The 26,456-nt window shown below is 53.1% G+C and carries 21 protein-coding genes; 10 read left to right on the top strand and 11 right to left on the bottom strand.

The window, feature by feature from the left end:
• Positions 1-34: 34 nt before the first annotated feature.
• Positions 35-994 carry a thioredoxin-disulfide reductase gene (gene trxB, locus E3U44_RS07045; RefSeq protein ID WP_134357440.1) on the bottom strand — a complete coding sequence of 320 codons (960 nt, stop codon included), beginning with the start codon at positions 992-994 and terminating at the stop codon, positions 35-37.
• Between the two features lie 245 nt (positions 995-1,239).
• Here trxB and ald point away from each other — a divergent pair, with 245 nt between their 5' ends.
• The 5 genes from ald (at position 1,240) to E3U44_RS07070 (ending at position 10,410) form a co-directional block, all read left to right on the top strand.
• On the top strand, positions 1,240-2,313 hold the full coding sequence (gene ald, locus E3U44_RS07050) for an alanine dehydrogenase (protein WP_134357441.1): 1,074 nt from the start codon (positions 1,240-1,242) through the stop codon (positions 2,311-2,313).
• 165 nt (positions 2,314-2,478) lie between these two features.
• Complete coding sequence (locus E3U44_RS07055) at positions 2,479-5,076, top strand: DNA translocase FtsK (protein WP_134357443.1); 2,598 nt, start codon at positions 2,479-2,481, stop codon at positions 5,074-5,076.
• Between the two features lie 79 nt (positions 5,077-5,155).
• Complete coding sequence (gene lolA, locus E3U44_RS07060) at positions 5,156-5,743, top strand: outer membrane lipoprotein periplasmic chaperone LolA (protein WP_240761764.1); 588 nt, start codon at positions 5,156-5,158, stop codon at positions 5,741-5,743.
• 4 nt (positions 5,744-5,747) lie between these two features.
• Positions 5,748-7,082: a replication-associated recombination protein A gene (locus tag E3U44_RS07065; protein ID WP_134357445.1), complete on the top strand. Its 1,335-nt coding sequence runs from the start codon at positions 5,748-5,750 to the stop codon at positions 7,080-7,082.
• A gap of 970 nt (positions 7,083-8,052) precedes the next feature.
• Complete coding sequence (locus E3U44_RS07070) at positions 8,053-10,410, top strand: Rne/Rng family ribonuclease (protein ID WP_134357447.1); 2,358 nt, start codon at positions 8,053-8,055, stop codon at positions 10,408-10,410.
• Positions 10,411-10,561: 151 nt separating this feature from the next.
• On the opposite strand, the gene E3U44_RS07075 is transcribed toward E3U44_RS07070, so the two are convergent.
• Positions 10,562-11,098: a low molecular weight protein-tyrosine-phosphatase gene (locus E3U44_RS07075; protein WP_206054915.1), complete on the bottom strand. Its 537-nt coding sequence runs from the start codon at positions 11,096-11,098 to the stop codon at positions 10,562-10,564.
• A gap of 74 nt (positions 11,099-11,172) precedes the next feature.
• On the opposite strand from E3U44_RS07075, the gene E3U44_RS07080 reads away from it, so the two are divergent.
• Positions 11,173-11,448, top strand: a complete 276-nt coding sequence (locus E3U44_RS07080) for a hypothetical protein (RefSeq protein WP_134357448.1) — start codon at positions 11,173-11,175, stop codon at positions 11,446-11,448.
• Here the strand turns inward: E3U44_RS07080 and kdsB are convergent.
• Both kdsB and E3U44_RS07090 read right to left on the bottom strand, forming a co-directional pair.
• Positions 11,445-12,230, bottom strand: coding sequence for a 3-deoxy-manno-octulosonate cytidylyltransferase (gene kdsB, locus E3U44_RS07085; protein WP_134357450.1), 786 nt, complete (start codon positions 12,228-12,230; stop codon positions 11,445-11,447). The two genes, E3U44_RS07080 and kdsB, sit on opposite strands and share 4 nt — an antisense overlap.
• Before the next feature lies 1 nt (position 12,231).
• Positions 12,232-13,047 (bottom strand): LOG family protein, encoded by an 816-nt coding sequence (locus E3U44_RS07090; RefSeq protein WP_134357451.1) that lies wholly within the window; start codon positions 13,045-13,047, stop codon positions 12,232-12,234.
• Positions 13,048-13,397: 350 nt separating this feature from the next.
• Here E3U44_RS07090 and E3U44_RS07095 point away from each other — a divergent pair, with 350 nt between their 5' ends.
• Together E3U44_RS07095 and E3U44_RS07100 are read left to right on the top strand one after the other, a co-directional pair.
• Positions 13,398-14,645, top strand: coding sequence for an RNA-guided endonuclease InsQ/TnpB family protein (locus E3U44_RS07095; protein ID WP_240761765.1), 1,248 nt, complete (start codon positions 13,398-13,400; stop codon positions 14,643-14,645).
• Positions 14,646-14,686: 41 nt separating this feature from the next.
• A complete protein-coding gene (locus tag E3U44_RS07100) occupies positions 14,687-14,974 on the top strand; it encodes an EF-hand domain-containing protein (protein ID WP_134357453.1) in 288 nt (95 codons plus the stop codon).
• A 77-nt stretch (positions 14,975-15,051) separates the two neighbouring features.
• On the opposite strand, the gene E3U44_RS07105 is transcribed toward E3U44_RS07100, so the two are convergent.
• The 7 genes from E3U44_RS07105 to E3U44_RS07135 form a co-directional block, all read right to left on the bottom strand.
• Entirely contained in the window at positions 15,052-15,765 is a 714-nt protein-coding gene (locus tag E3U44_RS07105) for an SDR family oxidoreductase (RefSeq protein WP_134357454.1), read from the bottom strand.
• Positions 15,766-15,768: 3 nt separating this feature from the next.
• On the bottom strand, positions 15,769-16,902 hold the full coding sequence (locus tag E3U44_RS07110; RefSeq protein WP_134357456.1) for a hypothetical protein: 1,134 nt from the start codon (positions 16,900-16,902) through the stop codon (positions 15,769-15,771).
• 168 nt (positions 16,903-17,070) lie between these two features.
• A complete protein-coding gene (locus tag E3U44_RS07115; protein WP_134357457.1) occupies positions 17,071-18,666 on the bottom strand; it encodes a response regulator in 1,596 nt (531 codons plus the stop codon).
• The gene (locus tag E3U44_RS07120) at positions 18,663-19,241 is read right to left on the bottom strand and encodes a chemotaxis protein CheB (RefSeq protein ID WP_134357459.1); all 579 of its coding nucleotides are present in this window, start codon (positions 19,239-19,241) and stop codon (positions 18,663-18,665) included. Before E3U44_RS07120 ends, E3U44_RS07115 begins: the two co-directional genes overlap by 4 nt.
• Positions 19,238-20,065, bottom strand: coding sequence for a CheR family methyltransferase (locus E3U44_RS07125; RefSeq protein WP_134357460.1), 828 nt, complete (start codon positions 20,063-20,065; stop codon positions 19,238-19,240). Before E3U44_RS07125 ends, E3U44_RS07120 begins: the two co-directional genes overlap by 4 nt.
• Before the next feature lie 14 nt (positions 20,066-20,079).
• Complete coding sequence (locus E3U44_RS07130) at positions 20,080-23,301, bottom strand: response regulator (protein ID WP_134357462.1); 3,222 nt, start codon at positions 23,299-23,301, stop codon at positions 20,080-20,082.
• A 32-nt stretch (positions 23,302-23,333) separates the two neighbouring features.
• Positions 23,334-23,564, bottom strand: coding sequence for a MerR family transcriptional regulator (locus tag E3U44_RS07135; protein ID WP_134357463.1), 231 nt, complete (start codon positions 23,562-23,564; stop codon positions 23,334-23,336).
• A 530-nt stretch (positions 23,565-24,094) separates the two neighbouring features.
• Between E3U44_RS07135 and secF the strand changes: the two genes are divergently transcribed.
• Entirely contained in the window at positions 24,095-25,033 is a 939-nt protein-coding gene (gene secF / locus E3U44_RS07140) for a protein translocase subunit SecF (protein WP_134357465.1), read from the top strand.
• 82 nt (positions 25,034-25,115) lie between these two features.
• Positions 25,116-26,423, top strand: coding sequence for an MFS transporter (locus tag E3U44_RS07145; protein ID WP_134357467.1), 1,308 nt, complete (start codon positions 25,116-25,118; stop codon positions 26,421-26,423).
• The last annotated feature ends 33 nt before the right edge of the window (positions 26,424-26,456 follow it).

Here is a 26,456-nt window from a genome sequence, read left to right on the forward strand (position 1 = left end):
AGGCAAAGTAGAAAAAACCGGGTATGGGGGAGGTTTATCCTTTCTCTAGGCCATCCAGGTATTTTTCCGCGTCTAGGGCCGCCATACAGCCAGTGCCGGCGGAGGTGACTGCCTGCCGGTAGACGGAGTCGATAACATCACCGGCAGCAAAAACACCTCGGACACTGGTTTGGGTAGCAAAGCCCTTGGCTCCGCCTCGTACCAGGATATAGCCATGTTCCATCTCCAATTGCCCTGTGAATATATCGGTATTGGGTTTATGGCCGATGGCGATAAATACCCCATGGAGTGGGAGCTCCTTGGTCTGGCCGGTGTTAACTTCTTTGATACGAATTCCCGTGACTCCCGCATCATCCCCAAGTATTTCTTCAAGGACGTGATTCCATTCAATAGTGACATTGCTCTCGGTAGCTTTTTTCAGCAACCGGTTAGCAAGGATTTTTTCAGCCCGGAATCTATCTCGGCGATGGACTACAGTTACATGGTCAGCCATATTGGAAAGATAGAGCGCTTCCTCAACTGCCGTATTGCCGCCGCCAATGACGGCGACGGGCTTGCCGCGGTAAAAAAAGCCATCGCAGGTGGCACAGGCAGAAACGCCACGCCCCATGTAGGCTTCTTCCGAAGGTAACCCCAGGTATTTTGCCGAGGCGCCGGTGGCGATGATGAGGGCGTCTGCGGTGTAATGGCCTGAATCGCCTTTTAGCAAAAAGGGCAGCTGGGAGAAATCGACTTCCGTGATTTGGTCGAAGACAATTTCGGTCCCGAAGCGTTCCGCATGCTTGCGCATTCGTTCCATTAGCTCCGGTCCTTGGACCCCTTGGTCATCGCCGGGCCAATTGTCGACATCAGTGGTGGTCATCAGTTGGCCGCCTTGTTCCACACCGGTCACCAGGACCGGATCAAGGGCAGCACGAGCAGCGTAGACGGCCGCTGTGTAACCTGCAGGGCCTGAACCGAGGATAAGGAGGCGGCAATGTTTAGTTTCAGACATAGAACATGACTCCAACAGGGGCCTATGTTTTTAATTGGACTCGTTTGTTTTGACACCCAATCTCAAACCGTCTTCTCATGGGGGTGTTCCGGTATATTTCAGCTGTTAAAACTTCACCCGGACACTATCGCAGCGTGAGAGATCGGCAGAATTCTGTTATCGATTTTAAACTCATCAAGTACAGAGATTGCTTGTGGCAAACTCCAAATGTTACGCGTAGTCATTGAAGACGTAAAGGAGACAGCATGCGCATAGGTATCCCCCGAGAGATCAAAACCTTAGAGGGAAGGGTCGCTTTAGTGCCTGAGGCGACTGCGGAATTGGTGCAACAGGGACATGAAGTTTTTATCGAATCTAGCGCAGGAGAGCTAAGTGGTTATCCTGATACGGCCTACCAAACTGCCGGGGTCACTATTCTCCCTGATGCCCGCTCTCTTTATGAGGCTGCAAAACTTATCGTTAAGGTTAAAGAGCCTGTCGATCCGGAGCTGGAGTTGTTGCGCTCTGACCATTTATTATTTTCTTTTTTGCATTTGGCGGCGGAACCGAAATTAACTCAACGCTTAATGAAAATTGGTCTTACGGCGGTGGGCTTTGAAACCGTGGCAGTCGAAGGCGAATTACCGTTACTGATCCCCATGAGTGATATTGCCGGTCGTCTGAGTATTCAGATCGGAGCAACTTTGTTACACAGTCCCCAAGGGGGAAAAGGTTTGCTGCTTGGTGGATTACCGGGGGCACTCCGAGGACGAGTAGTTATTTTGGGGGCGGGGACGGCAGGGAGTAATGCTGCTAGAGTGGCTGCCGCTTTGGGCAGCGAGGTCATTGTGTTCGAACGTCGCCGTGATCGGCTGGCGCAAATGTATGAGCTGGGTGAGAATGTAACAGCCCTTTACCCTTACCAACAGATGCTAAAGGAATCTATTGCGAGCGCAGATCTGCTCATCGGGGCAGTATTGCAAGCCGGAGCCCGAACACCACGGTTAGTTAGCACGGAGATGGTCCGCAGCATGCAGCCCGGTAGTGTGGTGGTGGATATCTCGGTTGATCAAGGTGGTTGTATTGAGACAACACGCCCTACCACTTATGCTGAACCTACTTATATTTGGGAAGAAGTGATCCATTTTGCTGTGACGAATATGCCTGGCGCTGTTCCCCGCACTGCTTCTCAAGCCTTGTCTTCAGCGCTCTTACCCTATGTTTTGATCCTTGCTCAAGAGAACTGGGAAAATTATCCTCCACTGGCAGCGGGAATCAATACTAAAGCGGGAGAGGTGGTTCATCCGGCAGTGCGGGAATCTCTTCCGGCCAACTCCTAGTTTTAAGAGGGTATCCCTTTGGAACTATTAGGGGAAAGAATAAACAATCTCACCCTCGATTTTATGGAGTGCTATTGTCCTTGCGGAAATATAGCCGTTATATGATGAGACATTCTGTTAAGATCCCAGCTTAAGTTTTAGTAGTGCAACAACATTAAAAACATTATGGCTCAAGCTTCGACCGTCACTAAACGTTCCAAGCGTACCCCGATTAGTATTCATATCCGTCATCGCCTTAAGGAAGCTGCATTCATCGTGTGCTTGGCGTTGGCAGCCTATTTATTGTTATCCCTGTTGACTTATACCGCTACCGATCCCGGGTGGTCCCATACAGGCACTACTGAGGTTGTGCATAACAAAGGAGGGAGGGTTGGGGCCTGGCTTGCTGATCTTCTGCTCTATTTGTTGGGCCATCCGGCCTATTTATTGCCTCTCATGGCGGCTTACAGTGGCTATTTTTTGTTAGTCCATGGCAGGAAAAACCAGGACGGGGGTTCGATTCAATTTTGGCTACTTAAGGTGATTGGATTTATTGTGGCCTTAGGAGCAACCTGCGGCCTTGCTGCGCTGCATTTTCCCGTGCCTCCGGGAACTCTACCGGTAGCCGAGGGAGGTGTTCTAGGAGAGATGGTAGGCCGCGGTCTATTGGGTATGTTTGGCCCCTTAGGGACGACTCTGTTGTTATTAGCTTTGTTTCTTACCGGTGTGACCTTACTTACGGGGCTTTCTTGGTTATGGCTGATGGATTTTATCGGTCGTTATACCTTGGACCTCTCTCGGAGTATAGGGGGTTGGGGCCAACCACTTCGTGGGCAGTTTGCCAACCGCTCTTTTCCGATACTCAAAATGAAGGTGATGCCCGGTGGTACAAGGGGGGACAAGCTCAAATCCGAGAAACAACGCAGTAAAGTTCGTATTGAGCCGGTCATTGGCGAACTGGAGCCCACCCTACCTGGAGAACCAATTCCACCAAAGGAGACCACCCCACCAAGGGAAACCATCCCACCAAGGGAAACCATCCCACCAAGGGAAACCATCCCACCAAGGGAAACCATCCCACCAAGGGAAACCATCCCACCAAGGGAAACCATCCCACCAAGGGAAACCACGCCACCAAGAGAGGCAACCCCCCCTGAGGAGATAGCTCTATCTGAAGAGACAACCCCAGCGAGGGAAGCGGCTCCACCTATGGGGGTAGTGCCACAAGGGGGCGCAAATCTACGGCAAGCACAGCAACCACAAAAATGGCAGCCGGCTTTGTTTCAACCTTCAGAAGAAGGAAAGCTTCCACCCCTCTCACTTTTGGATAAACCCTCTTCCTCCCAGGGAAGCTATTCAAAGGAAATCCTTGAAATTTTATCCCGCCAAGTGGAGGAGAAGCTGAAAGACTTTGGGGTTGAGGTACAAGTAGTGGCTGTCAATCCGGGGCCTGTCATTACCCGTTTCGAGCTGCAGCCTGCCCCTGGAGTTAAAGTCAGTCGGATTTCTGGATTAGCGAAGGATCTGGCCCGGGCTCTGTCCGTGCTGAGCGTTCGGGTGGTCGAGGTTATTCCCGGCAAACCGGTGGTCGGTTTGGAGATTCCTAACGAAACCCGGGAAATTGTGCACCTTTCAGAGGTGCTGCATAGTGCCGTCTATCTTGAAAGCCGGGCCTCGTTGACCTTGGCCCTGGGCAAGGATATCAGCGGTGATCCGGTGGTCGCTGATCTTGCCAAGATGCCCCACCTGCTAGTAGCAGGAGCTACTGGAGCAGGCAAATCAGTGGCCATCAACGCCATGATTTTGAGCCTGTTGTATAAGACCACTCCGCAGATGGTTCGCCTCATTCTGATTGATCCTAAAATGTTGGAGTTATCGGTTTATGAAGGTATCCCCCACCTGTTGGCTCCTGTCGTCATCGATATGAATGAGGCAGGGCACGCCCTGCGCTGGTGTGTGGCAGAGATGGAGCGACGCTACCGGCTGATGGCTGCGTTGGGGGTTCGCAATTTGGCTGGGTTTAACCGTAAAGTGCGGGATGCCATTAAAGCAGGCCAACCGCTGAAAGATCCCCTTCATTCACCACTTCCAGAGGAAGAGCCATTACTACTGGAACCCTTACCCTTAATCGTGGTCGTTATAGATGAGCTGGCAGATATGATGATGGTGGTGGGGAAGAAAGTGGAGGAACTCATCGCCCGCTTGGCACAAAAAGCCCGAGCCTCAGGTATTCATTTAATCCTTGCTACTCAACGGCCTTCAGTGGATGTGATCACGGGACTCATTAAGGCCAATATTCCCGCCCGGATGGCCTTTCAGGTTTCATCACGAGTGGATTCTAGGACTATCTTGGATCAAATGGGCGCCGAGCAACTTCTGGGGCAGGGGGATATGCTTTACCTCCCCCCGGGGACAGCTATGCCTGAACGGATACATGGTGCGTTCGTGGACGATCACGAAGTCCATAATGTGGTAGAGTTCCTTAAGCAGCAGGGCATTCCCCAATATTTGGAAGAGATCACCCAGGGGATGGATGAGTTTGGAGATGGCGCTAACTCAGCTGGCGGTGGCGTTGAGGCGGAGAATGATCCCCTTTATGACCAGGCGGTGCGGGTAGTCACTGAGACTCAGCGGGCCTCTGTATCGGGGGTTCAGCGGCGATTGCGAATTGGTTATAACCGCGCGGCACGGCTGGTCGAAGCCATGGAGCAAAGCGGTGTTGTAGGTCCCATGCAGTCTAATGGGAGCCGAGAAGTTTTGGCTCCCCCTCCACCGGAGAGTTGAAGAGCGAGTGTTTATTAACAATTCCTGTCGAAGGCGACAATGGCTCCGAAGGGGGCTCTGGGGGATTGTCTTAGGCAGCATGGCCCTTACCCTGAGAGCAGAGGAGCCGGGAGCACATTTGGCAGCATTCTTGGAAGAGGTCCATAGTTTACGTGCTGAATTCCATCAGACTCTGCTAGACGAGCATCAGGAGCCCTTGGAAGAGAGCGAGGGAAAGTTTTTCCTTCAGCGTCCTGGTAAATTCCGCTGGGATTATCATGAACCTTTCTCCCAAGCAATTGTGGCAGATGGTGAGCGTATCTGGTTCTATGATCCCGACCTAGAACAAGTGACTGTCAAAAACCAAAAGCTGGCCCTCGGAGAGACCCCGGCTTTGCTGCTTTCTGGTGAATGTTTACCGGAAGAGACTTTCCGAATCAATAATCTTGCCTCCCATAATCATTTGGCTTGGGTGGAATTGCTACCTCGTAATAAAGAGGCCACTTTCGAACGTTTATTACTGGGGTTTGATAATAATACTTTGCGTCAGATGGAACTGCACGATAGTTTTGGCCAGATCACCCGACTAACCTTTTCTGAGGTTGAGGTCAACCTATCCCTTGACCCTTCCCTGTTTGTTTTTACGCCGCCAGAAGGGGTGGATGTCATGGGAGGGGATTCCCCTTAGGGTAATGTCTCTGCGTGCTAACAAGAACCTGCCTTCTGTGGAAGTTGCCGGCCGCCCTTTAGCCGATCGTATGCGGCCCCAGAAATTGGATGAATTTGTTGGCCAGAGTCATCTCCTGAAGGAGGGGGCGCCTCTGCGCCAAGCGATTGAAACGGGCCGTCCCCACTCCATGGTGCTGTGGGGACCTCCCGGCACTGGCAAAACCACCTTGGCCCGTCTCATCGCCAACTATTGCCAGGCCCAGTTTCTCAGTCTCTCTGCGGTGTTGGCCGGCGTGAAAGAAGTGCGGGCTGCGGTGGATAAGGTCCAACGAGTCCGCTCTGAGGAAGGGTATGGGACCGTCCTATTTGTGGATGAAGTGCACCGTTTCAACAAAAGCCAACAGGATGCCTTTTTACCCTATGTGGAAAATGGCACCTTTATTTTCATTGGTGCGACCACGGAGAATCCCTCCTTTGAATTGAATAATGCGCTTTTATCCCGGTGCCGAGTTTATGTTCTTAAATGCCTTCAGGTGGGAGATATCTGCACCCTGATCAAACGTGCCTTAGCAGACCCAGAGCGGGGATTGGGGAGACGTTCGCTGACAATGGCTGAGGCTCTATGCCAGCGGCTTGCGGAGGTGGCAGATGGGGATGCCCGCCGGGCTCTCAACTTGCTTGAAATTGCCAGTGATCTGGCAGAGAAAAATACCATCACGGAGGAACTGCTGAAGCAAGTGTTGAGGGGGGGAGTTCGGCGCTTTGATAAGGGGGGGGAGGTCTTTTATGAGCAAATTTCGGCATTCCATAAGGCAGTACGGGGTTCTGCGCCAGATGCTGCCTTATATTGGTTTTGCCGCATGCTGGATGGGGGATGTGACCCGTGTTATCTAGCTCGACGCTTGATACGAATCGCGAGCGAGGATATTGGCAATGCTGATCCTCGGGCTTTGCGCCTTGCCCTTGATGCTTGGGAGGCCTATGAACGCCTCGGTAGCCCCGAGGGAGAATTGGCCCTGGCCCAGGCAGTGATATTTCTTTCCTGCGCTCCCAAAAGCAATGCCACCTATAAGGCCTTGAATGCCGCCAGCCGTGACGCTAAGACTTACGGTTCCCTCCAGGTGCCTTTGCATTTGCGGAACGCGCCCACTAAGCTTTTGAAAGAGCTTGGCTATGGCAGCCGGTATCGTTATGCCCATGACGAACCTGAATCCTATGCGGCGGGCGAGCATTATTTTCCCGAGGAAATGGGGCAGCCTTGCTACTATGAGCCAGTTTCCCAGGGGTTGGAGATCAAGATCGCCGAAAAGCTGGCCCGTTTGAGGGAACTGGACAGGATATGGCGCAAACCTCGTTGAGCTTATGGGTTTTTCTCTTGTATTTGATGCTAAAGGGGCAGCCTGATATATTGCAAAGAGTTGATTTATCACCCCAAAGACTATGGCGTGAGTAATGGAGGTACCTGTTTGAAGGCACTGTTTTTTTAAAAAATTGTCTAATTATGCATGACCTGAGGGGGTGACTGCCCGCCAGTGATAAGAAATGGATTTCCATAGTGGTACTAGTAGGATTGAAATGAGATCAAAATTTTGGGCCTAATATGGCTAGACAGTAGGCCTCATATAAGACATATAAGACATAGTAAGTTATCTATCCGATAGAACATAGTGAGGGATTTTTGCAGACCGCGCCGTGCCCATCCTGGTCATCACAGGATGGCGCCAAGGCTGCGGCGATAGAACAAGGTTTTGCGAGAAGTAACGAGTAGTCTTGAGGTTATTATGATGATAAACCGTGCCGGAACTGAAAAAAGTTTGGCTGATCCTGCTGAACACAAGCTTAGTTAAATGAGTTGATTATTGGCGGAGTGAAAATCATTATTATGCTTAAAAAAAAGATTGATGTGCTTCACTCACATTACATTGATAGGTACCGCAGGATAAGTTTCTGGCAGGCAAATTATGCGAGTAGGTGGTTATGCGGAGCTTTTCCGCAGAAGGGATGAGCAATGGCAGTTCGGTTAAGCGTGCTGAGTATAGACTGTCATTTTCACCTCAATTGGAGGAGGTTAGATAGGTGGGCAAGTGGCGCCGGTACCTTTTATCGGCAGGCGGGATCGCCCGACTTTTCTCTACCCTATTCTCGAGGTTTCCGGGCTTAAAGTCATAGACCTCATAGAAAAATGGCGTCTTAAGCGCCGCTCTCGTTTCTCTCGCAGGCACCTGCGGATTGTTGCTGCTTATTGAGTCTGAAGTGCTCAGGTTTCTTGAATAGGCAGAGAATTTAGCCGTGGGTGTAAACATGCGTAGAAATTAAGGAACGAGATTCATGAAAAGAATGCTGATTAATGCAACTCATGCGGAAGAGTTGCGAGTGGCGATGGTCGATGGCCAGCACTTGCAAGATTTAGATATTGAAAATCCGACTCGGGAACAGAAAAAAGCCAATGTTTACAAGGGCAAAATTACTCGGGTTGAACCAAGTTTAGAGGCGGTATTCGTCGATTATGGTGCTGATCGCCAGGGGTTTTTACCCCTCAAGGAGGTGGCGCGCGGCTATTTTCAGCCCTATCAGGGAGAACCTGGGGAGCGGCTCAAAGTCCAAGAAGTGCTCAAGGAAGGGCAAGAGTTACTCGTCCAGGTAGAAAAAGAAGAGCGGGGCAATAAAGGGGCCGCGCTTTCTACATTTGTGAGTTTGGCGGGGCGATATCTTGTATTGATGCCCAACAACCCTCGGGCTGGAGGGGTATCACGTCGGATCGAAGGGGAAGAGCGGGGCGCGCTTTTAGAAGCAATGCGTGCTCTTGAGGTGCCTGAGGGCATGGGGCTCATTGCTCGGACTGCTGCTCTGGGTAAAAGTACGGAAGAATTGCAATGGGATTTCAATTATTTGCTTCATCTTTGGCAGGCTATCCGGGTTGCCGCTGAAGAGCGGTCAGCGCCTTTTCTTATCTATCAGGAAAGTGATGTCATTATTCGCGCATTACGGGATTACCTACGCCTAGATGTGGGCGAGATCCTGATTGACACTCCAGATGTCTACCAGCGAGCCTATGATTTCATGCGGCAAGTGATGCCCCATGAGTTGCACAGGCTTAAGCTCTATCAAGATAAGGTTTCCCTGTTCACCCGTTTTCAAATTGAGAGCCAAATCGAGACTGCATTCCAGCATGAGGTTGAGTTACCTGCCGGTGGTGCAATCGTCATCGACTATACTGAGGCCCTGACCACCATCGATATCAATTCAGCGCGGGCAAATAAGGGCGAGGATATTGAGGAGACGGCTCTTTCAACCAACTTAGAAGCGGCTGAAGAGATAGCACGCCAATTAAGGTTGCGTGATTTGGGGGGGTTGATTGTTATCGATTTTATTGATATGGCGCCACTACGTAACCAGCGGGCGGTTGAGAATCGGTTGCGGGAGTGCTTGCGTGAGGATCGGGCGCGGGTACAAGTGGGTCGCATTTCCAGATTTGGACTTCTGGAGATGTCACGGCAACGGTTGCGACCGTCTCTGGGGGAAGCCCATCAAGTGGTTTGCCCGCGTTGTAGCGGTCGGGGTTATGTGAGGGGGATAGAATCCCTAGGGCTATCAGTCTTGCGTCTTGTCGAAGAAGGGGCAGCCAAGGAAAAGACTGCTCGCATGGTGGTCCAACTTCCCATTTCGGTGGCCTCCTTCTTGCTCAACGAGAAGCGATCTAATCTTGCTACTATTGAAAGGCGATATGGGGTGCATTTGTTTTTAGTGCCTAATCCCCATATGGAAACCCCTGCTTTCAAAATTGAGCGTATTAAGGAGAAAGGAAAAGAGGAGGGGCGAGCGGATAAACGGCTTGAAATGCAAAGCTACCAGATGGCGAATGAGCCGGAGTCTAAAAATCTGGTGTTTGCCACACCTAGCATTGCTCCGGATGAACCTTTGGTTAAAGGGGTTTCTCCTTCGCTTCCTCCGCCTGGACTGCAATCAGCAGCGCCGGCAGCTCAGCCTAACTTTTTAAGGCATTTCTGGAAAGTGCTTGTCGGGGGCGACCAAGAACCAGCAGCCTCTGAGGTATCGAACCAAGAGACCGCAACGGCTCATGGAGAGTCGAATAAACAGGAGCATGTGGCTTCTCGCCGTGGGAGATCCCATGGTAGGGGACGCCGCGGTTCAGGTCGGAAACAAAATCGCAGGGAAAATAGCCAGGGGAAAGAGGCTTCTCTAGAGGTCGAGAGCGTTCAATCGGTCCCAGAAGCCAAGGAAACTCAGGATAAGCAAAAAGTTGGGGGGAATACTTCACCGAGGACGGCTACCCGGGGGCGACGGGGGGGGCGTCGTTCTCGCTCCAGTGCAGCGAACAGGCACCGTCACAGCAGCAGTGGGAGTAGAAGTGATGGGTCTGCGGTGAAGCAACCGAAAGAAACGGGAAATGCTGAAAAAAAACCTGCGCTTTCTTCAGAGGTGAAAGATACCCCCTCGAAGTTGCCTCCAGAGACAGCCGCTTCCGGTGGGAAAAAGGCCTCCTCGGAGGAGCGGCAAAGTGGAGGTTCCCAGGACTCGATATCCTCTGGGCCGGGAAAGGTTGTGGCGGCGAATGAGCGGGCGGTCGTTGCCACAGAAGTGCCAAAATTGCCTGCACCCATTTCCATAGTGGAGGAACAGACACCAATGTTACCTCACTCGGTGAGGAAGGAGTCTTCCGGTTAAGGGCCGCCTCTTGGGAATAGGGAAGATATTCCTTTCCTGAAACACTGACTTAATCCCAGAAATTAACCCCCTCTTCCCCCTCTTCCCCTTGGGGAGAAGGTGAGGATGAGGGGGAATTAAAAAGGTAGTATGGGGATGGGTATAAGCAGCGTTAGAGATTTAAGCGTCGCTGGCGAACTTCTTTGAGGAGGCCATGAGCGGCCTCTTCAATAAGTACCAAGACCTCTTCAAACTCGGTGGCAGGACCATAATAGGGATCGGGGACGTCTTGTTTTCCCAAGTGGGGTGCTAAATCAAGCAGTAACTTTATCTTTCCGATCTGACTGGCTGGAGCCAGCTTTTGTAACAATGCCAAGTTTGAGCGGTCCATGGCGACAAGGTAATCAAAGTGAATAAAGTCCGTATATTGGATCTGTCGGGCACGGTAATGGTCGATACAAATACCCCGTTGTCGACAGCATGCTCGAGCCCGTGGATCCGGACGCTCACCAGCAAAATGGCCATGGGTGCCAGCAGCGTCAACGAAAATGGCATGGTCAAGGTGATGATGTGTCACTAACTGCTGGAAAAGGCCTTTGGCCATAGGAGAGCGGCAGAAGTTAGCCATACAAATAAACAGAATCCCAATCTTGCCCTCAGTGGGATTAAGAGGAGCCTGTTTGTTTTGGAGCCATTTTTTTAGAACCATGATTTCATGCCACTGTAAAAACAAAAAATTGGATTTTGTCCCAATGCAAAATCTAACCTCTGAAGGTTGCGTTAATGTCCCCCGATTCTATCGCCATGACCTCCCTGCGGCGCCTCATTGGCTATCAGGTCCAGCATCAGGGAATTCCTTGCCAAATTGTTGAAGTTTTAGAGGAAGGTCCGGTACTGGTGCTTCAGGAGATAGCCTGCAATAGGGTAATTCAGCCTGATCAGTTCGGCAAGGCGCGCCGCTGGGTGCCTCAGATCCTAGAAATTAGGGTTCGAGGTTCTTCTGGACAGCTGACTCCTGGATTTCTGGACTTGGGGGTCGTGCAATTTTTACTCCCTTAAATGTAATCGTTGGTGAGATTGTTTTCCTGGGCTAGAAGTTGCCTAGTTTGTTCCAGATCAGCCCGCGTATCCACCCCTGGAGGGGGAACCCTATTGGCAACAGCCACATGGATTCGGCCCCCATGGTATAAGACCCGCAATTGCTCTAAGTGCTCAGCTTGTTCCAAGGGGCAAGTGGGGAGTTGAGGATAGCGCCGCAAGAAACCCGCCCGATAGGCGTAAAGGCCGATATGGCGATAGTAGGGCCAGGAAGTAGGCCAGATCATGTTTTCAGCGGCGAAATCTTCTCTAGCCCAGGGAATAGGGGCTCGGCTAAAATAAAGGGCATAGCCTTGCGCATCCCGAACCACTTTGACAATGTTGGGATTAAATAATTCCTTGCGGCTGGCGATATTTACGCTTAAGGTGGCCACATCCGCCTGGGAGTGAATTTCTAGATCTTTTGCTGCCTGGGCAATCAGGGAAGGAGGTAAAAGGGGTTCATCACCCTGGACATTAACAATGAGGGTCTGATCCGAGTAACCCTGTTGAACCACCACTTCGGCCAATCGTTCAGTGCCAGAGCTATGCGCGGTTGAAGTCATACAGACCTGGATACCGTAATCTTTGACGATTGCCTCTATGCGCCTATCATCGGTGGCTACTAAAATTTCCTCCGCGCCACTTTCTTGGGCTTTTTTGATGACATGGAGCAGCATGGGTTTTCCTGCCAGATCGAGCAGCGGTTTACCAGGCAAGCGGCTAGAATTATAGCGGGCTGGGATAATGACTTTATAGGGCATTTCAAAGAATCGCTCCCCGTTCCTCAATGGCGTATCGGGTGAGGTGATTGACGAGAAATGTATAAGCTTCATCGACGGAGTCAGTCTGATAGAGCAGGTTAAGATCCTGGGGATCAATATTCCCGTACCGAACTAGCGCGTTGAAGTTGATAGTCTCATTCCAGTACGCCTTTCCAAAGAGGACAATGGGAAGGTGTTTCCGGATTTTGCCCGTTTGCACCAGGGTGAGAAGCTCAAACAATTCGTCAAGAGTCCCAAAGCCGCCCGGAAAGACGATAACGGCTTTTGCTAAATAAGCAAACCAAAACTTGCGCATGAAAAAATAGTGGAAGTGGAACGAGAGTTCGCGGGTGATATAGGGATTATCAAATTCCTCGATAGGGATGGAGATAGTCAACCCCACATTGATCCCCTTCGCTTCAGAGGCTCCCCGATTGGCAGCTTCCATGATCCCTGGGCCACCGCCAGTGCAAACCACGAAGCGCCGCTCTTCATCGCTTAATCCCTTGGACCATTCTGTTAAGCGACGGGCTAGCTCCCTGGCAGCCTCATAATACTTCGACATTTCAAGCTGCTGCTTCGCTTTGTTAATGTCACCTTGATTTTCCTCGGCTGCCTTGAACTCCTTTTCAGCCTGCGCGCGGGAGACGGTACGCGCTGAGCCCATAAACACCACCGTATCATCCACCTTGTAGCGCGCGAAGCGGCGCTGGGGTTCCAAGTACTCGGAGAGAATCCGAAGTGACCGTGCCTCGCGGCTAGAGAGAAATTCTTCATTCCGATAGCTTTCTGGAAAATGGCGGTGTCTTTGGGGCATGGTAAGTTAATCTATCCTTTCGTTATGTAATTATTAAATTAATGAAAAAGGGTTCGCGGAAGGTATAAAAAATTATTTGTCACCATAAATCTGGCAGGACATCAGCGTAAGTAAGTTTTAGCAACACTATATCGCGGGGGGGACCATAATATCCTAATATGGTTATTTAGATACGTACATTGGCGTGAGCTATACACTTAAATAAAATCCTAATACATGGAAGGAGCACAAGGAAGTGCGACGACCCCCCAGCGAGAGTGCGGAGCATCGAGCGCGAGGGCTAAGTTAAGTGTTGTTTGCGGCGGCGCTTTTCCGTATAGTAGTAGGTGCGACGCTTGATAAGGTTAGTGATGAAAGCCTACAAACTACGATTTTACCCGACGCTTGCCCAGCGCAGGCAGTTGGGAAAAGAGTTCAATGCTTGCCGTTATGTCTGGAACTGGGCGCTCGATCGGCGCACCAAGGCATACAAAGAAAACGGCGAGTCCCTGTATGCCGTCGCGCTGTCGCGGGAACTCACCTTATTGAAGGCGTCGCAACCTTTCCTTAAGGCCGCCAGTGCGACGGCCCTCACTTATATCCTGAAAAGCCAGGACGAAGCCTTCCAGAAGTTTTTTAAAAAGCAGGCTCGCTACCCGAAGTTTAAAAAACGCGGGGCAATGCGGTCCTGCACTTTCCAGATCGACAAGCGGCGCGGGGATAAAGTGTTTCTCCCTGGGGAGTTCTTGCGCCTCCCAAAACTCGGCCCCGTGCGGGTAGCCTGGTCCTATCGGGATATTCTGGTGATGCCAAACAGCGCCACCGTGAGCAAGAATGCTGCCGGGCAGTGGTTTATCTCCCTCCAATGCGATTGTATTGATGTCATCAATCCGCCTGCGACGGATAAAACGATCGGGCTAGATTTGGGAGTGTCGACTCTGGTGGCAATGAGTGATGGCAGGAAGGAGAAACCGAAACGCTTTTTGAAACAGAGCTTACGGCGGTTGGCCCATGCTCAGAGAGATTTATCTAGGGCTAAAAAGGGTAGTTGCAACCGTCGCAAGCAAAAGAGCCGCGTAGCTCGGCTCCACCAAAGAATAGCCAACAAGAGGGCGAATTTCCTGCACGGATTGAGTACCGAGATCGTGCGCGAGAACCAAGCTATAGCGATCGAGGATTTAAACGTGCGTGGCGTCATGGCCAACGGGAAGCTAGCCCGATCGGTTGGGGACTGCGGATGGCACGAGCTACGACGGCAGCTGACCTACAAGGCGAAGTGGTACGGTAGGCCACTCACTATTGTGCCGAGGTTTCAGCGTACCACGGGGGTCTGCCCTGATTGCGGGGTAATAGGTGAAAAGCTGCCGCTGAGTGTGCGGTCCTGGACGTGTGAGCACTGTGGAAGCGAGCATGACCGGGATATTGCCGCCGCTCGGGTGATTGATCAAGTTGGAAATACCCTGGGGAGCAGGGGAACTGAGGCCTGTGGATGGGCACATCAACCGGACGATAGCGGGACTACCCGCGACAATATGGGCCTAGACGAAGCAGGAAAAGCGCAGCGAGTGAGGCCGCAAGGACGTGGCCATGTGGCGATCAGCCACGATCACGAGCGTTAGCCGCGAACTCCAATAGTAGATAAACTAATAAAGGGAAAGGAATGAAAAAGACCTTACTCCTTGTCGTGGCTACAATCCTTATCTTCGGGACAGGGGTTGTAACCATGGGACAGCTTGAAATTGCCCCCGAAGCTCCTGATTTTTCTGAAGTAGATATGGATCAGGACGGCTCTCTCAGTAGGGATGAGGCTGCCCTAGTCGAAGGCCTGGATTTTGATATTGCCGATAAAGATCGTAATGGTATCCTGAGCAAGGAGGAATATAATGCGGCCATGGTAGGCGGGGCGATTATCCTAGAACCTATGGAAGAGAGGGAACCTACCGAATAATTATAAAATTATCAGCTCGGCGCACAAGGGTCCTCCTTATAGGGGGCACCCTTGTGACTATTCGGCGCTGTAATCCGCTACGAAGAAACCACTAGACACTTCCCCGTGGAAATCGGCGGATGGTGTCCCGCCAATTGCAGAATTTTTTGGCCAACCTTTTCAGGAGGTAGGCCGATTTTTTGGCCTGATACGGCCTCCTGCATATCGGTGGCTACTCTCCCTGGACAGATCCCGAAAACCCGAATCCCTTGGAGGTCGACTTCCTGGGCGAGGCTTTCAGTAAATCCCACTACCCCGAATTTAGAAGCGCAGTAGCTGACTAACCCTGCAAAGCCAGACAGCCCCGCTCCCGAGGACACATTGATAATCGTACCGTGCTTTTGCTCTACCATGAAAGGCAATACGGCATGGGTGGCATATAACACTCCCTTGAGGTTCACATCGAGGGTTTTATCGATACTTTCAATCGCCTCTTCGATAAAATCGCCACTCCAGGCATAGCCTGCGTTGTTAACCAGGATATCGATCCGACCGAATCGTACCTGAGCTTGGTTGACAAACTGCTGAACCTGATGGAAATCCCGCATATCGGCAGGTATCGCCTCCACTTCCCCCCATTGACGCAGTTGTTGTTGGGCCTTAAAGAGGCGATCGGTATTAAGAGAACAGAGGGCCACTCGGGCACCTTTCTCCAAAAAGGCTTGCGCAGTAGCAAAGCCGATCCCTCTCGAGCCGCCGGTGATCAATACACCTTGATCAGTAAAATCGTTACGGTTTTTTTTAAACCACATTTTTCACCTGGGGGTCGCTTCGAGGATCTGACGACACGTGAATTGATGGAGATCAAATCTTGCCGGCAAAAAGAAATCGAGGGTAGCCACACAGGTCAGCCCGAAAGGCAGATAACCTGCATACCCTAATAATGGCATCTCAAACAAAGAGAATCCATGCACCTGGGGAATGGCGTACGCCCACCGGGAGAAGCTGTACTCATTCCACATCTCCCAAAAGAACCCGCAGATCAGCCCGGCCAGGGCGGGTAACCAGAGGGGTCGCCAATCCCCTTGCTTCAAGGAGGAAAAGAGGGTGTTGCTACCGGTCAGGGCCTGAAGGGCGACGATTAACAGCACCGGCGCTACCCAGACCGCCGGAAACAGATACATCGGCCAAAGGCCAATACCCAGTAATCCCCCTCCGCCTGCCAGTAAGGCCATCCAGGGAAGTAAGTGGGGAAAGGGAGCCGGCACTTGATGGTAATTCCCGAGCCCGGCACTGAGGCGAGGAAAAGACGCCAGTAAATCCCGAGTACTGAGGACCGCCGGCAGAACCGTCGAAAATGGTAAGGAAGCGGTCAGAAAATCTCTTATCCCGCCGGTAGATTCGCTGCCCCCCAGGTAGTACCAGTTTTGAGCGAATAGATTGAGGTACTCAAAGAACCACCAAAAGAGGGCGCTTAAGGGAAATAGAAGCAATAACTGTTTGGGGCGGTCCACCAGCAGACAATGACCAGTGCGCCAGAAGGTGAGCCCATTGATCACCCAGATATAACCCACCCAGAGCAGAGTGAAAGTATAGGGTTGCAAAGGCGCAAACCAGGAAAAGCGGCTCCAGGCCAGAATCCAGGCAATGGTTACGATTCCCACGCCCCACCACCCCCAGCGGGGGAAGGCGACGGGATAAGCCGTCCTGCCAGGGGAGGGAGGCTTGGCGGTGTTCACCCGGAGGACAAGGAAACCGACTCCCCCAACCACCACTAGGGCGGTGGCCATAAATAGAGGCCAGGAAAAGGACTTGGAGTCCCAAACTTCAGGAGTGGGAGGAAATTCCAGATAAGGCGCTAAGGGTTGGCCAGCCAGCCAAGCGCCTAATAAGGGCAGTCCCAGAATCATCAATGGCACTAGGAAGCGTGCCAGCCAGACGGGAAGCACTGTCTATGACCTCTCTACCTGTTTATTCAGGCTAGATTGTAAAACATGATTAAACCTTTGCCTTTCTTAAGGGTGTTTCTCTTCTGATTAAAGTAGCATCCTAGCGCCGATAACTCACCTCAATTCTCTTTCTCTGCTTTATTTCGCATCTGGAAAACCCTTGCCCCATCAAGCTGTGCTGGCTAGGAATTCCTCCAGCGCAGCGTAGTCTACCGGCTTGAGCAAGTGTCCGTTGAATCCCGCTTCTTTTGATCTTCGGCGGTCCTCCTCTTGCCCCCACCCCGTCATGGCCACAATAACCATGTCCTTGCCCCATGCTTGTTCCCGGATGCGGCGGCAGGCCTCGTAGCCGTTTAGCTTCGGCATCCCAATATCGAGTAGCACCACGCTAGGCCGGTAACGTTCTGCCGCTTCGACTGCTTCAAAGCCGTCGTGCGCCATCTCGACCTCGTTACCATGTAGCCGCAGCAGCAAGGCAAGCGACTCCGCACAGCCCATGTGATCGTCCGCAAGGAGAATACGGTGGGCCGCCGCTGCTTTGGAATCGTCCCCACTCTCGGATAATGGCGCCTGTGGTACCGGTATAACGGGTAACCGCACGATAAACTCGCTCCCTTTGCCAAAGCCTTCACTCCTGGCCTCCACTGTCCCACCATGCATCTCCACTAAGCCTTTAACCAGCGACAGCCCGATGCCAAGTCCCCCCTGCGACCGCTGGAATGAAGATTCCATCTGCGAAAACATCTCGAACAGTTGGCTCAGGTGTTCGGGCGAGATGCCGATACCGGTGTCTTTAACGGAGACAACCACATCACTCCCTGCCCGCTTGGCGGCCAGCCAAATGCGGCCTCCTTTCTCAGTGTACTTGCAGGCATTTTGAAGCAAATTCGATATCACCTGCGCCAGCCGTGCCGGGTCAGCGTCGAGGAAGAGCGGCTGCGGCGGGAGCAATAGGGTGAGGTCGTGCCCGGCGGATTTGATGTGAGGTTGGGCCATTTCAACCGCCTGCTCCACCACCGCCGCCAGCGCCACAACCTCCCTACGAAGTTCGAGCTTTCCGCGGGCGATACGGCTCGCATCCAGTAGGTCATCGACAAGCCGCACCATATGCTGCGATTGCCGCTCGATCAGATTCCGGGCTGCCTGCACTGTGGCGTCATCCAAACCCTGGCGGTTGAGGATCTGCACGGCGTTACGGATCGGGGCCAGGGGGTTGCGTAGTTCATGAGACAGGATGGCCAGGAATTCGTCTTTTCGCCGTACCGTCTCCTTGAGCGCTTGGGCATACTGACGGCTTTCCTTTAAAAGCCGAGCGTTTTCTTCATTCACGATCTGAAGCGCGTCCCGCTGGCGGATCACCTCCTGTCGCTGACAGGCAAGTTCAAAGAAGACCTCCGCTTTGCTCTTTAGTATGTCGGGTTCAAGAGGCTTGTGGAGAAAGTCCACGGCCCCAGCCTCATATCCACGGAACCGCCGCTGTTGGTCAGCGTTTTCCGCTGTGAGGAAGATAATGGGCACCCGCCTGGTCCGCTCGGCCCCTCGCATCAACTCGGCCAACTCGAAGCCGTCCATCCCCGGCATCTGAACATCGATGAACGCAAGCGCCACTTCGTGCTTGAGGAGTACTTCGAGAGCATCCGGGCCGGAACAGACTTTTTGTAACACCAGCCCCTCACGGCGCAGGAGCGCCTCGAGCGCAAGGAGATTCTCCTCCCGATCATCGACGAGCAAGAAACAAACGGGATTTGCCGGCGTCATGATCATAAGGGGGTACTCCTCTCCTGCAGGTATGCCGTAATTTGCTCTAGGCTCATGACTTGCGCCTCGGGACAGGCATCAAGGGCAGCTTGCGGCATGGTAGGGATGTACGCAAGATCCGGGCGCTGAATCAGCGCGGTCCCGCCTGCACTTACCACCGCTTTGAGCCCCTGAGATCCATCGTTGCTGGCACCGGTCAGGACGATGCCGATAAGTGCTGCTCCGTAGGCATCAGCGGCAGTCTCGAACAACACGTCGATGGACGGTCGTGAGTGGTGGACCGGTTCCTCAATTGAGAGTGACAGGTGTTTATCCACCTCCACCAGTAGGTGGTAATCAGGGGGGGCGAAATAAATTGTGCCGCCTTGAATAGGCTCCTTGTCTTCAACCTCGCGAGCGTCCAGTGAACACTTTGCTCGGAGAAGTTCAGCGAGCATGCTCTCTCGGTCGGGCGAAAGATGGACCACCACCATAATCGGCAAGGGGTAATCCTGGGGTAAGGCCGGGAGAAGAATGGATAAAGCTTCCAGAGCTCCGGCCGATGCGCCGATGACAATCGCCTCTGCTTGCGTTGCGGTCACAGGTCACCTCGCTTTTGGTAGATCCGCTCGCTGCGGGCAAACTCGGTGAAGGTATCGGCGTGCCGGTTGAACCGAAGGCTCTCCTTGAAGCCGAGTCCTAAAAAACCTTTCCTCGCAAGAGAGTCTTTGAACAGCCCCACAGCCCGATCCTGCAGTTCGCGGTCAAAGTAGATGAGGACGTTTCGGCACGAGATGAACTGCACTTCAGCGAATACCCCATCGGTGGCCAGGCTGTGGTCGGAGAAGACGACTCGCCGGCGCAAGTTCTTGTCGAAGATGGCGGCCTGGTAGGCTGCCGAGTAGTAGTCGGAGAGGGATGATTTTCCCCCTGATTGTCGGTGGTTCTCTGTAAATAGTGGGATCCGGTCAAGTTTGTACACCCCGGCCTTGGCTTTCTCGAGCGCTTCCGGACTGATGTCCGTCCCGTAGAACATCGTGCGGTTCTCAAGTCCCTCCTCGCGAAAGAGAATGGCCAGCGAGTACACCTCCTCGCCAGCGCCGCAGCCGGCCACCCACACTTTAATTGACGGATAAGTTCGTAAGTACGGTATGACCTTCTCCCGTATCGCCAAAAAGTAAGCCGGGTTTCTGAACAACTCGCTCACCCGTACGGTAAGAAATGACAGCAGCTTTGATAGTACCGCCGGGTCGTGGAGTACCCGGTCCTGGAGCTGGGAGAACGTGCGGCAATCAAAATGCTCTCTGGCTTGGAACAATCGGCGTTTGATTGATGCCATCGAATACCCCCGGAAGTCATAACAGTACTTCTGGAAAAGCGCTTCGAGCAGCAGTCTAAGCTCAATCTCGGTGGTCTTGTCGTCCACAGGCCAAGCTCTCCTCACCTTGGCATCCACACGCGGACAAGCGAGAGGAGCTTCTCGACATCCAGGGGCTTTGCCATATAGTCGTTAGCACCGGCCGTGAAACAATCTTCTTGATCATTCTTCATGGCCTTCGCGGTCAGCATGATGATCGGAAGATTCTTCCATTCGGGGTGCTTTCGAATCTCGCGGGTGGCGGTAAGGCCGTCCATCTCGGGCATCATGACATCCATGAGCACAAGATCGATGGGCTGCCTGGAATCGCCGAGGGACTTCTCAAGAATTTCAAGCGCTTCGCGGCCGTTACGGGCGATCTGCACTATTGCGCCACGGGGTTCGAGGATGCTGGTGAGGGCGAACACATTTCTCACATCATCTTCGACGATGAGGATGCGACGGTCTTCGAGCACGGCATCCCGGTTTCTGGCCCTATCAAGCATCCGCTGCTGCTCAGGCGGGAGCTCGGCTACCACTTGATGGAGGAACAGGGTCACTTCATCGAGCAGTCGCTCGGGAGACTTTGCTCCCTTGATGATAATCGACTGCGAGTACCGGCGGAGTCGCTGTTCCTCGCCAGCGGAGAGATCCCGGCCTGTGTATACGATCACCGGGGGGAAGGAGTAGGCGTCCTCACAACTAAGTGTTTCGAGCAGCGAGAACCCCGAGGCATCGGGCAGGGATAGATCGAGCACCATGCAGTCAAATGTCTCTTCCTTAAGTCGCTCAAGGCATTCGGCCGCACTCCTGGCCCCAGTGGTTTCAACCACATGCGAGCCGAGTAGCTCTCGTAAGCTGTCAAGCTGGATGGGATTATCCTCCACGATGAGGACTTGCCGCATCCGCTGAGTGAGCCGCGCCTCAATGTGTTTGAGTGCCTGAACCAGCTCCTCCCGCTTGACGGGCTTGAGCATGTAGCCAGCGGCGCCGAGCGACAGGGCCGTATGAGCGTAATCGCTGGCGGAGACCACGTGTATCGGGATATGGCGGGTGCGGGCATCCTGCTTGAGCTGGTCGAGGACCGAAAGCCCGGAGCGATCGGGGAGGCCGATGTCGAGCACTACAGCGCTTGGCAAGTACTGCATTGCCATCACCCGTGCTTCTTCTGCGGTGGTGGCGATTAGGCATTGAAAGTCGAGTTCGTGTGCCAGATCGTAGAGAAGACGGGCAAAGGACTCATCGTCCTCCACCACCAGGAGGGTGCGGCTATCAGCCGTGAGTCGCTCCCGATCGTCCTCGTGCGGGTGTGTTGGAGCCGGAGGAGCGGCAGGCTGTCTTTGCTGGAAAAGGGACGTTGTGTCCGCCGGAGAAGCGGGCTCGATCAGCGGTTGTGGGTTGGATACCTCCTCGACAGGAGTGCATCGCTGTACGAGGCCAGGGTCGTAGCTCTCAGGAACCGTGACGGTGAACGTACTCCCCCGGCCTGGCTCGCTCATTAGGTGGATATCGCCGCCGAGCAGCTGTGTCAGCTCCCGCGCGATCGATAGCCCTAGGCCCGTGCCGCCGTACTTGCGGTCAGCTGTACTTTCGGCTTGGCGAAATGCCTCGAACACCACTTGCTGTTGATCTTCGGGAATACCGCTTCCAGTATCAATGATAGCAAAAGATATGCGCCCGTTCGGCACCCCGCTCACACTGAGTGTTACTTCACCTTTGTCGGTAAACTTCATCGCGTTCGATAGGAGATTTTTAAGCACTTGTTCGAGTCGCTGTCGGTCGATGTAGATACTCTCCCGACACTCGGAGGAGATAAGTGTGGAGAAGGTAATCCCCTTGTGCCCAGCAATTGGTTCGAAGATGCGACGGAGATTGTCCATCAATTCTGCCAGTGAAGTCGGCTCCGGCCGCACCTCAATGCGCCCGGCCTCGACTTTCGCCAGATCAAGGATGTCATTGATAAGGGCTAAAAGATCGTTGCCGGCGGACAGGATGGTTTGGGCGTATCTGACCTGCTCGTCCGACAAGTTTCCCTGGGGATTGTCGGCGAGGAGCTTGGCGAGAATAAGGGAAGAGTTGAGCGGGGTGCGAAGCTCGTGCGACATGTTGGCGAGGAATTCGGATTTGTACCGGCTCGCCTGTTCAAGCTCCCGTGCTTGCGCCTGCACAGCCGCTTTCGCCTTCACGAGATCCTCCCGCTGGGCCTCGAGGCGCTCGGTCTGTTCCTCGAGCTGGGTATTCGTCTGCTCAAGTTCAGCCTGTTGCTGCTCAAGTTCAGCCTGTTGCTGCTCAAGTCGAGTCTGGGACTCCTTAAGCATTCGGTTCTGCTCTTCGAGCTCCTCATTTAAGACTCGAAGTTCCTCATCCCGCGCCTGAAGTTCGCTGGTCTGTTGCTGTTTCTCCTTCAGCAGGTTCTGTAGGTGAATGCGATAGTGCGCCGACTTGATAGCTACACTGATAGATTCCGTTACTTTTTCTAAAAGCTCAGTAGTGGAGGTGTTGAGTGGGTGGATAAAGCCTAGCTCGATCACTCCATTTACCGTTTTATCCGTAGCGATCGGAGCGATAAGGAGGTGCCTCGGCTTGCCCTGTCCGAGCGCAGACTTCACGTTCAAGTATCCATCGGGTACCTCTTGAACAAGAAACAGCCGGCCATCCTTGGCCGCTTGCCCAAGTAGGCCGTCGCCCAACCCAAACTCCTCGGGTACCCCGTCCGCAGCGGGATTACTATAGGTGGCGAAGGTAGCGATGCGGCGGTAGATGTCACCCTCCTTGGCAAAAAAAGCCCCGACATGGGCGCCGAGGTACTCGGCTAAAAATCTAAGCGTGCTCTCTCCAAGCTGCTCCAGCCGCTGCTCCCCCCCTATCGCCTTACTCAGTCCCACCTGTCCAGACTGAAGCCATTCATGCTGCTGGATAGCAAGCCAGTCTTTGATGGAGAAATGGCGGTCGATGGCCACAGCCCAGATGGCGATAAAGCCGCAGCTACGGCTGAACGCAACCCACCACAAAGCTTCCTTTGACGGGCTTATTAAGAAGTCAATGGTCATCAACGCCGTCGCCAGGAGCGCGATAATCAGCGGCGCTATCGGACGCCCGAGCCAGAATGACAGGATGATAGGGAGGAAGTAAATGGCCCAGACGCCTATCCCAAGCAGGGTGTATAGATCGACAAGTAGAGTGCCCCCCATCAACAGGATAATCGCTGCATAGATAAAAGGTATGGCAGGCTGCCCGGCCGGATCAATGCGGCTACGGCGAAGACCGGCTAACAGGGAAAACGTGGCTTTGGCGGGTTGGCTCATGGGCACTCTACACTGATAGCCCGTCCGGGTATCTATTCCGCAGCTTTCTTTGCAATGAGACCATTGGCTGCTTGCTGGAGCAGTTCCTCCAGTTCTTCACGCCGATAGAGACGATAACCATTGAGCGGGTGGCGAGCTGGCTTAAACTTGTTTTGGCGATCCCAGTTACGGAGCGTTTCGATACTAACACCCAGGAACATGGCAGCCTCGCTGATAGTCAAATAGTTTTTGAAGCTCGGTGAAGTGGCGTTATCGTCAAGCATCTTAAACCCTAGTAAACACTGCTAAGGGTTCTGAAGGTTACCAGGCGCTTGTCTTCGCTTCAAGGTGAGCAGAAAAAGGGGGCCGTTGCGCATTAGAGAAGGCACACTCGGCTAAGCTGGAATAGTAAAATTGTCTTTTTTAAGAGGACCGGTGCCGGCCGGAGGCGTTCCCGACTATTTTGCCTCCTTGGTTGCTTACCTTTCCCGCGGATAGGCGATAAAAAGTGTAAAAATGGGTGCTTAACTTATCTGGCATGATCAACCGATGTTTTACAACTTATCTCGTTTTTCCGAGTAAGCTGGAGTATATTTGTCAAACCCCCTTATCCCTTTTTAAAAGTAAAGGGTTTGGGGGATTTTTTGTACCCTCGTTTATACCGTTAGCTCATTCCAGGAGTTTCCTAACACTTTATTACTGATTATTACTGAGGCGCTTACATTGATGTTAACTGCTGTTGTTGGTACCCCTCGGGTATTTAATCTAGCTCAGGGAAGGCGTCAGGTCCGGCGAACGGGCCGAGGGGTAGGCCATGGAACTCTTTAAAAAGAAGACCCATATTGATTTTATGAGTAAACGGCGTCTAGCGTTAATATTATCGATAGGGTTAGTTCTCTTATCCTTGGTTCTTATCATTTTTCGTGGTCTTAATTTTGGTCTTGATTTCACAGGGGGGGTGCTGCTGGAAGTAGGTTACAAACAACCCGTAGAGCTTTCTGAGATACGTGGAACTTTGGCTGAGGCCGGATATGGGGAGGCCATGGTGCAGCACTTTGGTTCGATGCGGGAGGTTCTGATTCGGCTCGCACCGAGAGAGAGTCAAAATAGTGCCGAAATCAGTAATGCAGTGCTGAATGCTTTGCAGGCTGGAGATGATAGCCGTGTCAACCTACGCCGAGTGGAATTTGTGGGCCCGCAGGTAGGTGAGGAACTCACCGAGGATGGTTGGTTGGCCATGTTTTATGCGCTCATCGGGATACTCATCTATGTGGCTCTTCGATTTGAATATCGGTTTGCCATCGGTGCGGTGGCGGCGCTTATTCATGATGTGCTGATAACGCTTGGTGTATTCTCAGTGTTCTGGTTTGAGTTCAACCTGACTGTGTTGGCGGCCGTGCTTGCGGTGATAGGTTATTCCCTCAATGACACCATTGTTATTTCCGATCGTATCCGGGAAAACTTCCGTAAATTACGTAAGGCAACGACTCTGGAAGTGATGAATATCTCCCTGAATGAAACTTTATCCCGCACGGTGATGACAGGTGTGACCACCTTGATGGTTTTGGTGGCTTTTTACTTCTTAGGGGGAGAAGCAATTCACGGCTTTTCTATTGCCCTTATCATCGGTGTTTTTGTGGGAACTTATTCCTCGATTTATATCGCGAGTCCAATTGCTTTGGCTTTGGGCGTGAGCAAAGCTGACTTTATACTGACTAAGCACGAAAGCACCAGCAGAGACGATCGCCTTTAAGGCAAGGAATTTCTCAGCAGATATCTTTATCTTTGATAGGGGTAATCACAAGGCGATCGATACGGAGTATGGGAAAAAGACAGTGCTTCCTACTCGCAACGGCAACCAGGAAAAACAGGGTCCCGCATCGCGGCGGGCACTGCTGGCCTGGGCGAGCTACGATTGGGGCAACAACGCCTTTGCCACCCTTATTCAGACCTTCATCTTCGCCGCCTACTTCACCCGCCAAGTGGCCGAAAGCGAGCAACAAGGAACCACCCTGTGGGGGTTGACGCTTGGGATCAGCGGAGTCCTGGTGGCGGTATCCGCACCGTTGCTCGGGGCGATAGCCGACCAAGCCGGCCGCCATAAGCCGTGGATCGCCCTGTTCACTTTGCTTTCGGTAACGGCCACCGCGCTGCTGTGGTTCATACGACCTACACCCGAATTTGTCATCCCCGCGCTGATCCTGCTGGGGATCGGCACCCTGGGCTCGCAGATCGCACTGCTTTTCTACAACGCACTACTTCCGCAACTTACCACCACCGAGCGCTTCGGCCGCTGGTCCGGCTGGGGCTGGAGCGCCGGTTACGCCGGGGGCCTATTGTGCCTGGCCCTCGCCTGGTTTCTCCTGATCCGCGAAGGCGCCTGGCTGCCGCTCGATCCCGAATCGGCGGAGCCTGTCCGTGCCACCTTTCTACTGGCCGCCGGCTGGTATCTGTTGTTCTCACTCCCGCTACTGCTGTTCACCCCCGATTCACCGTCGAAGAACAAACCGGCGCGGCAGGCCATCAGCGACGGGCTGGGGCAATTGCGCGATACGCTTCGCCATATCCGTCACTATCGCCCCGTGGCCCATTTTCTTATCGCAAGGCTGATCTACAGCGACGGTATGGCGACGCTTTTCGCCATGGGCGGCGTCTATGCTGCCGGTACCTTCGGTATGGAGCCGCGGGAGGTGCTGCTTTTCGGGATCGCCCTGAATGTCACGGCCGGCCTGGGTGCGGCCAGCTTCGCCTGGATCACCGATCGGCTGGGCAGCCGCCGCACGATCTTGGTGTCACTCGTCGGATTAATCGTGCCGGGTACGTTCATTCTCCTGGTGGAGTCGACCCTCCTGTTCTGGGCACTGGGAATGGTCCTCGGGCTGTTTGTCGGTCCCGTCCAGTCGGCCAGTCGAGCTCTGATGGCCTCCCTATCACCTGAGACACTACGCCGAGAGATGTTCGGGTTCTATGCACTCTCCGGAAAGGCGACTGCATTCCTCGGCCCGCTTTTCGTCGGCGGCCTGACGTATCTTTCGGGAAGTCAGCGGGTCGGCATGGGCATGATTATCGTCTACTTCGTGGCGGGGTTCGTACTCTTGCTTCTGCTTCTCGCTGGAGAAAGAAAACACGACTTGGAAAGTTAACTGCTTAGAGGGATGATAGGGGGAAGAACAACT

The sequence above is a fragment of the Nitrosococcus wardiae genome, from assembly GCF_004421105.1.
GTDB lineage: Bacteria > Pseudomonadota > Gammaproteobacteria > Nitrosococcales > Nitrosococcaceae > Nitrosococcus > Nitrosococcus wardiae.

What these genes read in the sequence shown, in the direction of transcription:
- E3U44_RS07115 (WP_134357457.1), bottom strand. Translation starts at nt 18,666, where the DNA reads ATGATCATGACGCCGGCAAATCCCGTTTGTTTCTTGCTCGTCGATGAT.
- E3U44_RS07100 (WP_134357453.1), top strand. Translation starts at nt 14,687, where the DNA reads ATGAAAAAGACCTTACTCCTTGTCGTGGCTACAATCCTTATCTTCGGG.
- E3U44_RS07065 (WP_134357445.1), top strand. Translation starts at nt 5,748, where the DNA reads ATGTCTCTGCGTGCTAACAAGAACCTGCCTTCTGTGGAAGTTGCCGGC.
- E3U44_RS07130 (WP_134357462.1), bottom strand. Translation starts at nt 23,301, where the DNA reads ATGAGCCAACCCGCCAAAGCCACGTTTTCCCTGTTAGCCGGTCTTCGC.
- kdsB (WP_134357450.1), bottom strand. Translation starts at nt 12,230, where the DNA reads ATGCCCTATAAAGTCATTATCCCAGCCCGCTATAATTCTAGCCGCTTG.
- E3U44_RS07095 (WP_240761765.1), top strand. Translation starts at nt 13,398, where the DNA reads ATGAAAGCCTACAAACTACGATTTTACCCGACGCTTGCCCAGCGCAGG.
- secF (WP_134357465.1), top strand. Translation starts at nt 24,095, where the DNA reads ATGGAACTCTTTAAAAAGAAGACCCATATTGATTTTATGAGTAAACGG.
- trxB (WP_134357440.1), bottom strand. Translation starts at nt 994, where the DNA reads ATGTCTGAAACTAAACATTGCCGCCTCCTTATCCTCGGTTCAGGCCCT.
- E3U44_RS07055 (WP_134357443.1), top strand. Translation starts at nt 2,479, where the DNA reads ATGGCTCAAGCTTCGACCGTCACTAAACGTTCCAAGCGTACCCCGATT.
- E3U44_RS07070 (WP_134357447.1), top strand. Translation starts at nt 8,053, where the DNA reads ATGAAAAGAATGCTGATTAATGCAACTCATGCGGAAGAGTTGCGAGTG.
- E3U44_RS07135 (WP_134357463.1), bottom strand. Translation starts at nt 23,564, where the DNA reads ATGCTTGACGATAACGCCACTTCACCGAGCTTCAAAAACTATTTGACT.
- E3U44_RS07080 (WP_134357448.1), top strand. Translation starts at nt 11,173, where the DNA reads ATGTCCCCCGATTCTATCGCCATGACCTCCCTGCGGCGCCTCATTGGC.
- E3U44_RS07090 (WP_134357451.1), bottom strand. Translation starts at nt 13,047, where the DNA reads ATGCCCCAAAGACACCGCCATTTTCCAGAAAGCTATCGGAATGAAGAA.
- E3U44_RS07105 (WP_134357454.1), bottom strand. Translation starts at nt 15,765, where the DNA reads ATGTGGTTTAAAAAAAACCGTAACGATTTTACTGATCAAGGTGTATTG.
- ald (WP_134357441.1), top strand. Translation starts at nt 1,240, where the DNA reads ATGCGCATAGGTATCCCCCGAGAGATCAAAACCTTAGAGGGAAGGGTC.
- lolA (WP_240761764.1), top strand. Translation starts at nt 5,156, where the DNA reads ATGGCCCTTACCCTGAGAGCAGAGGAGCCGGGAGCACATTTGGCAGCA.
- E3U44_RS07075 (WP_206054915.1), bottom strand. Translation starts at nt 11,098, where the DNA reads ATGGTTCTAAAAAAATGGCTCCAAAACAAACAGGCTCCTCTTAATCCC.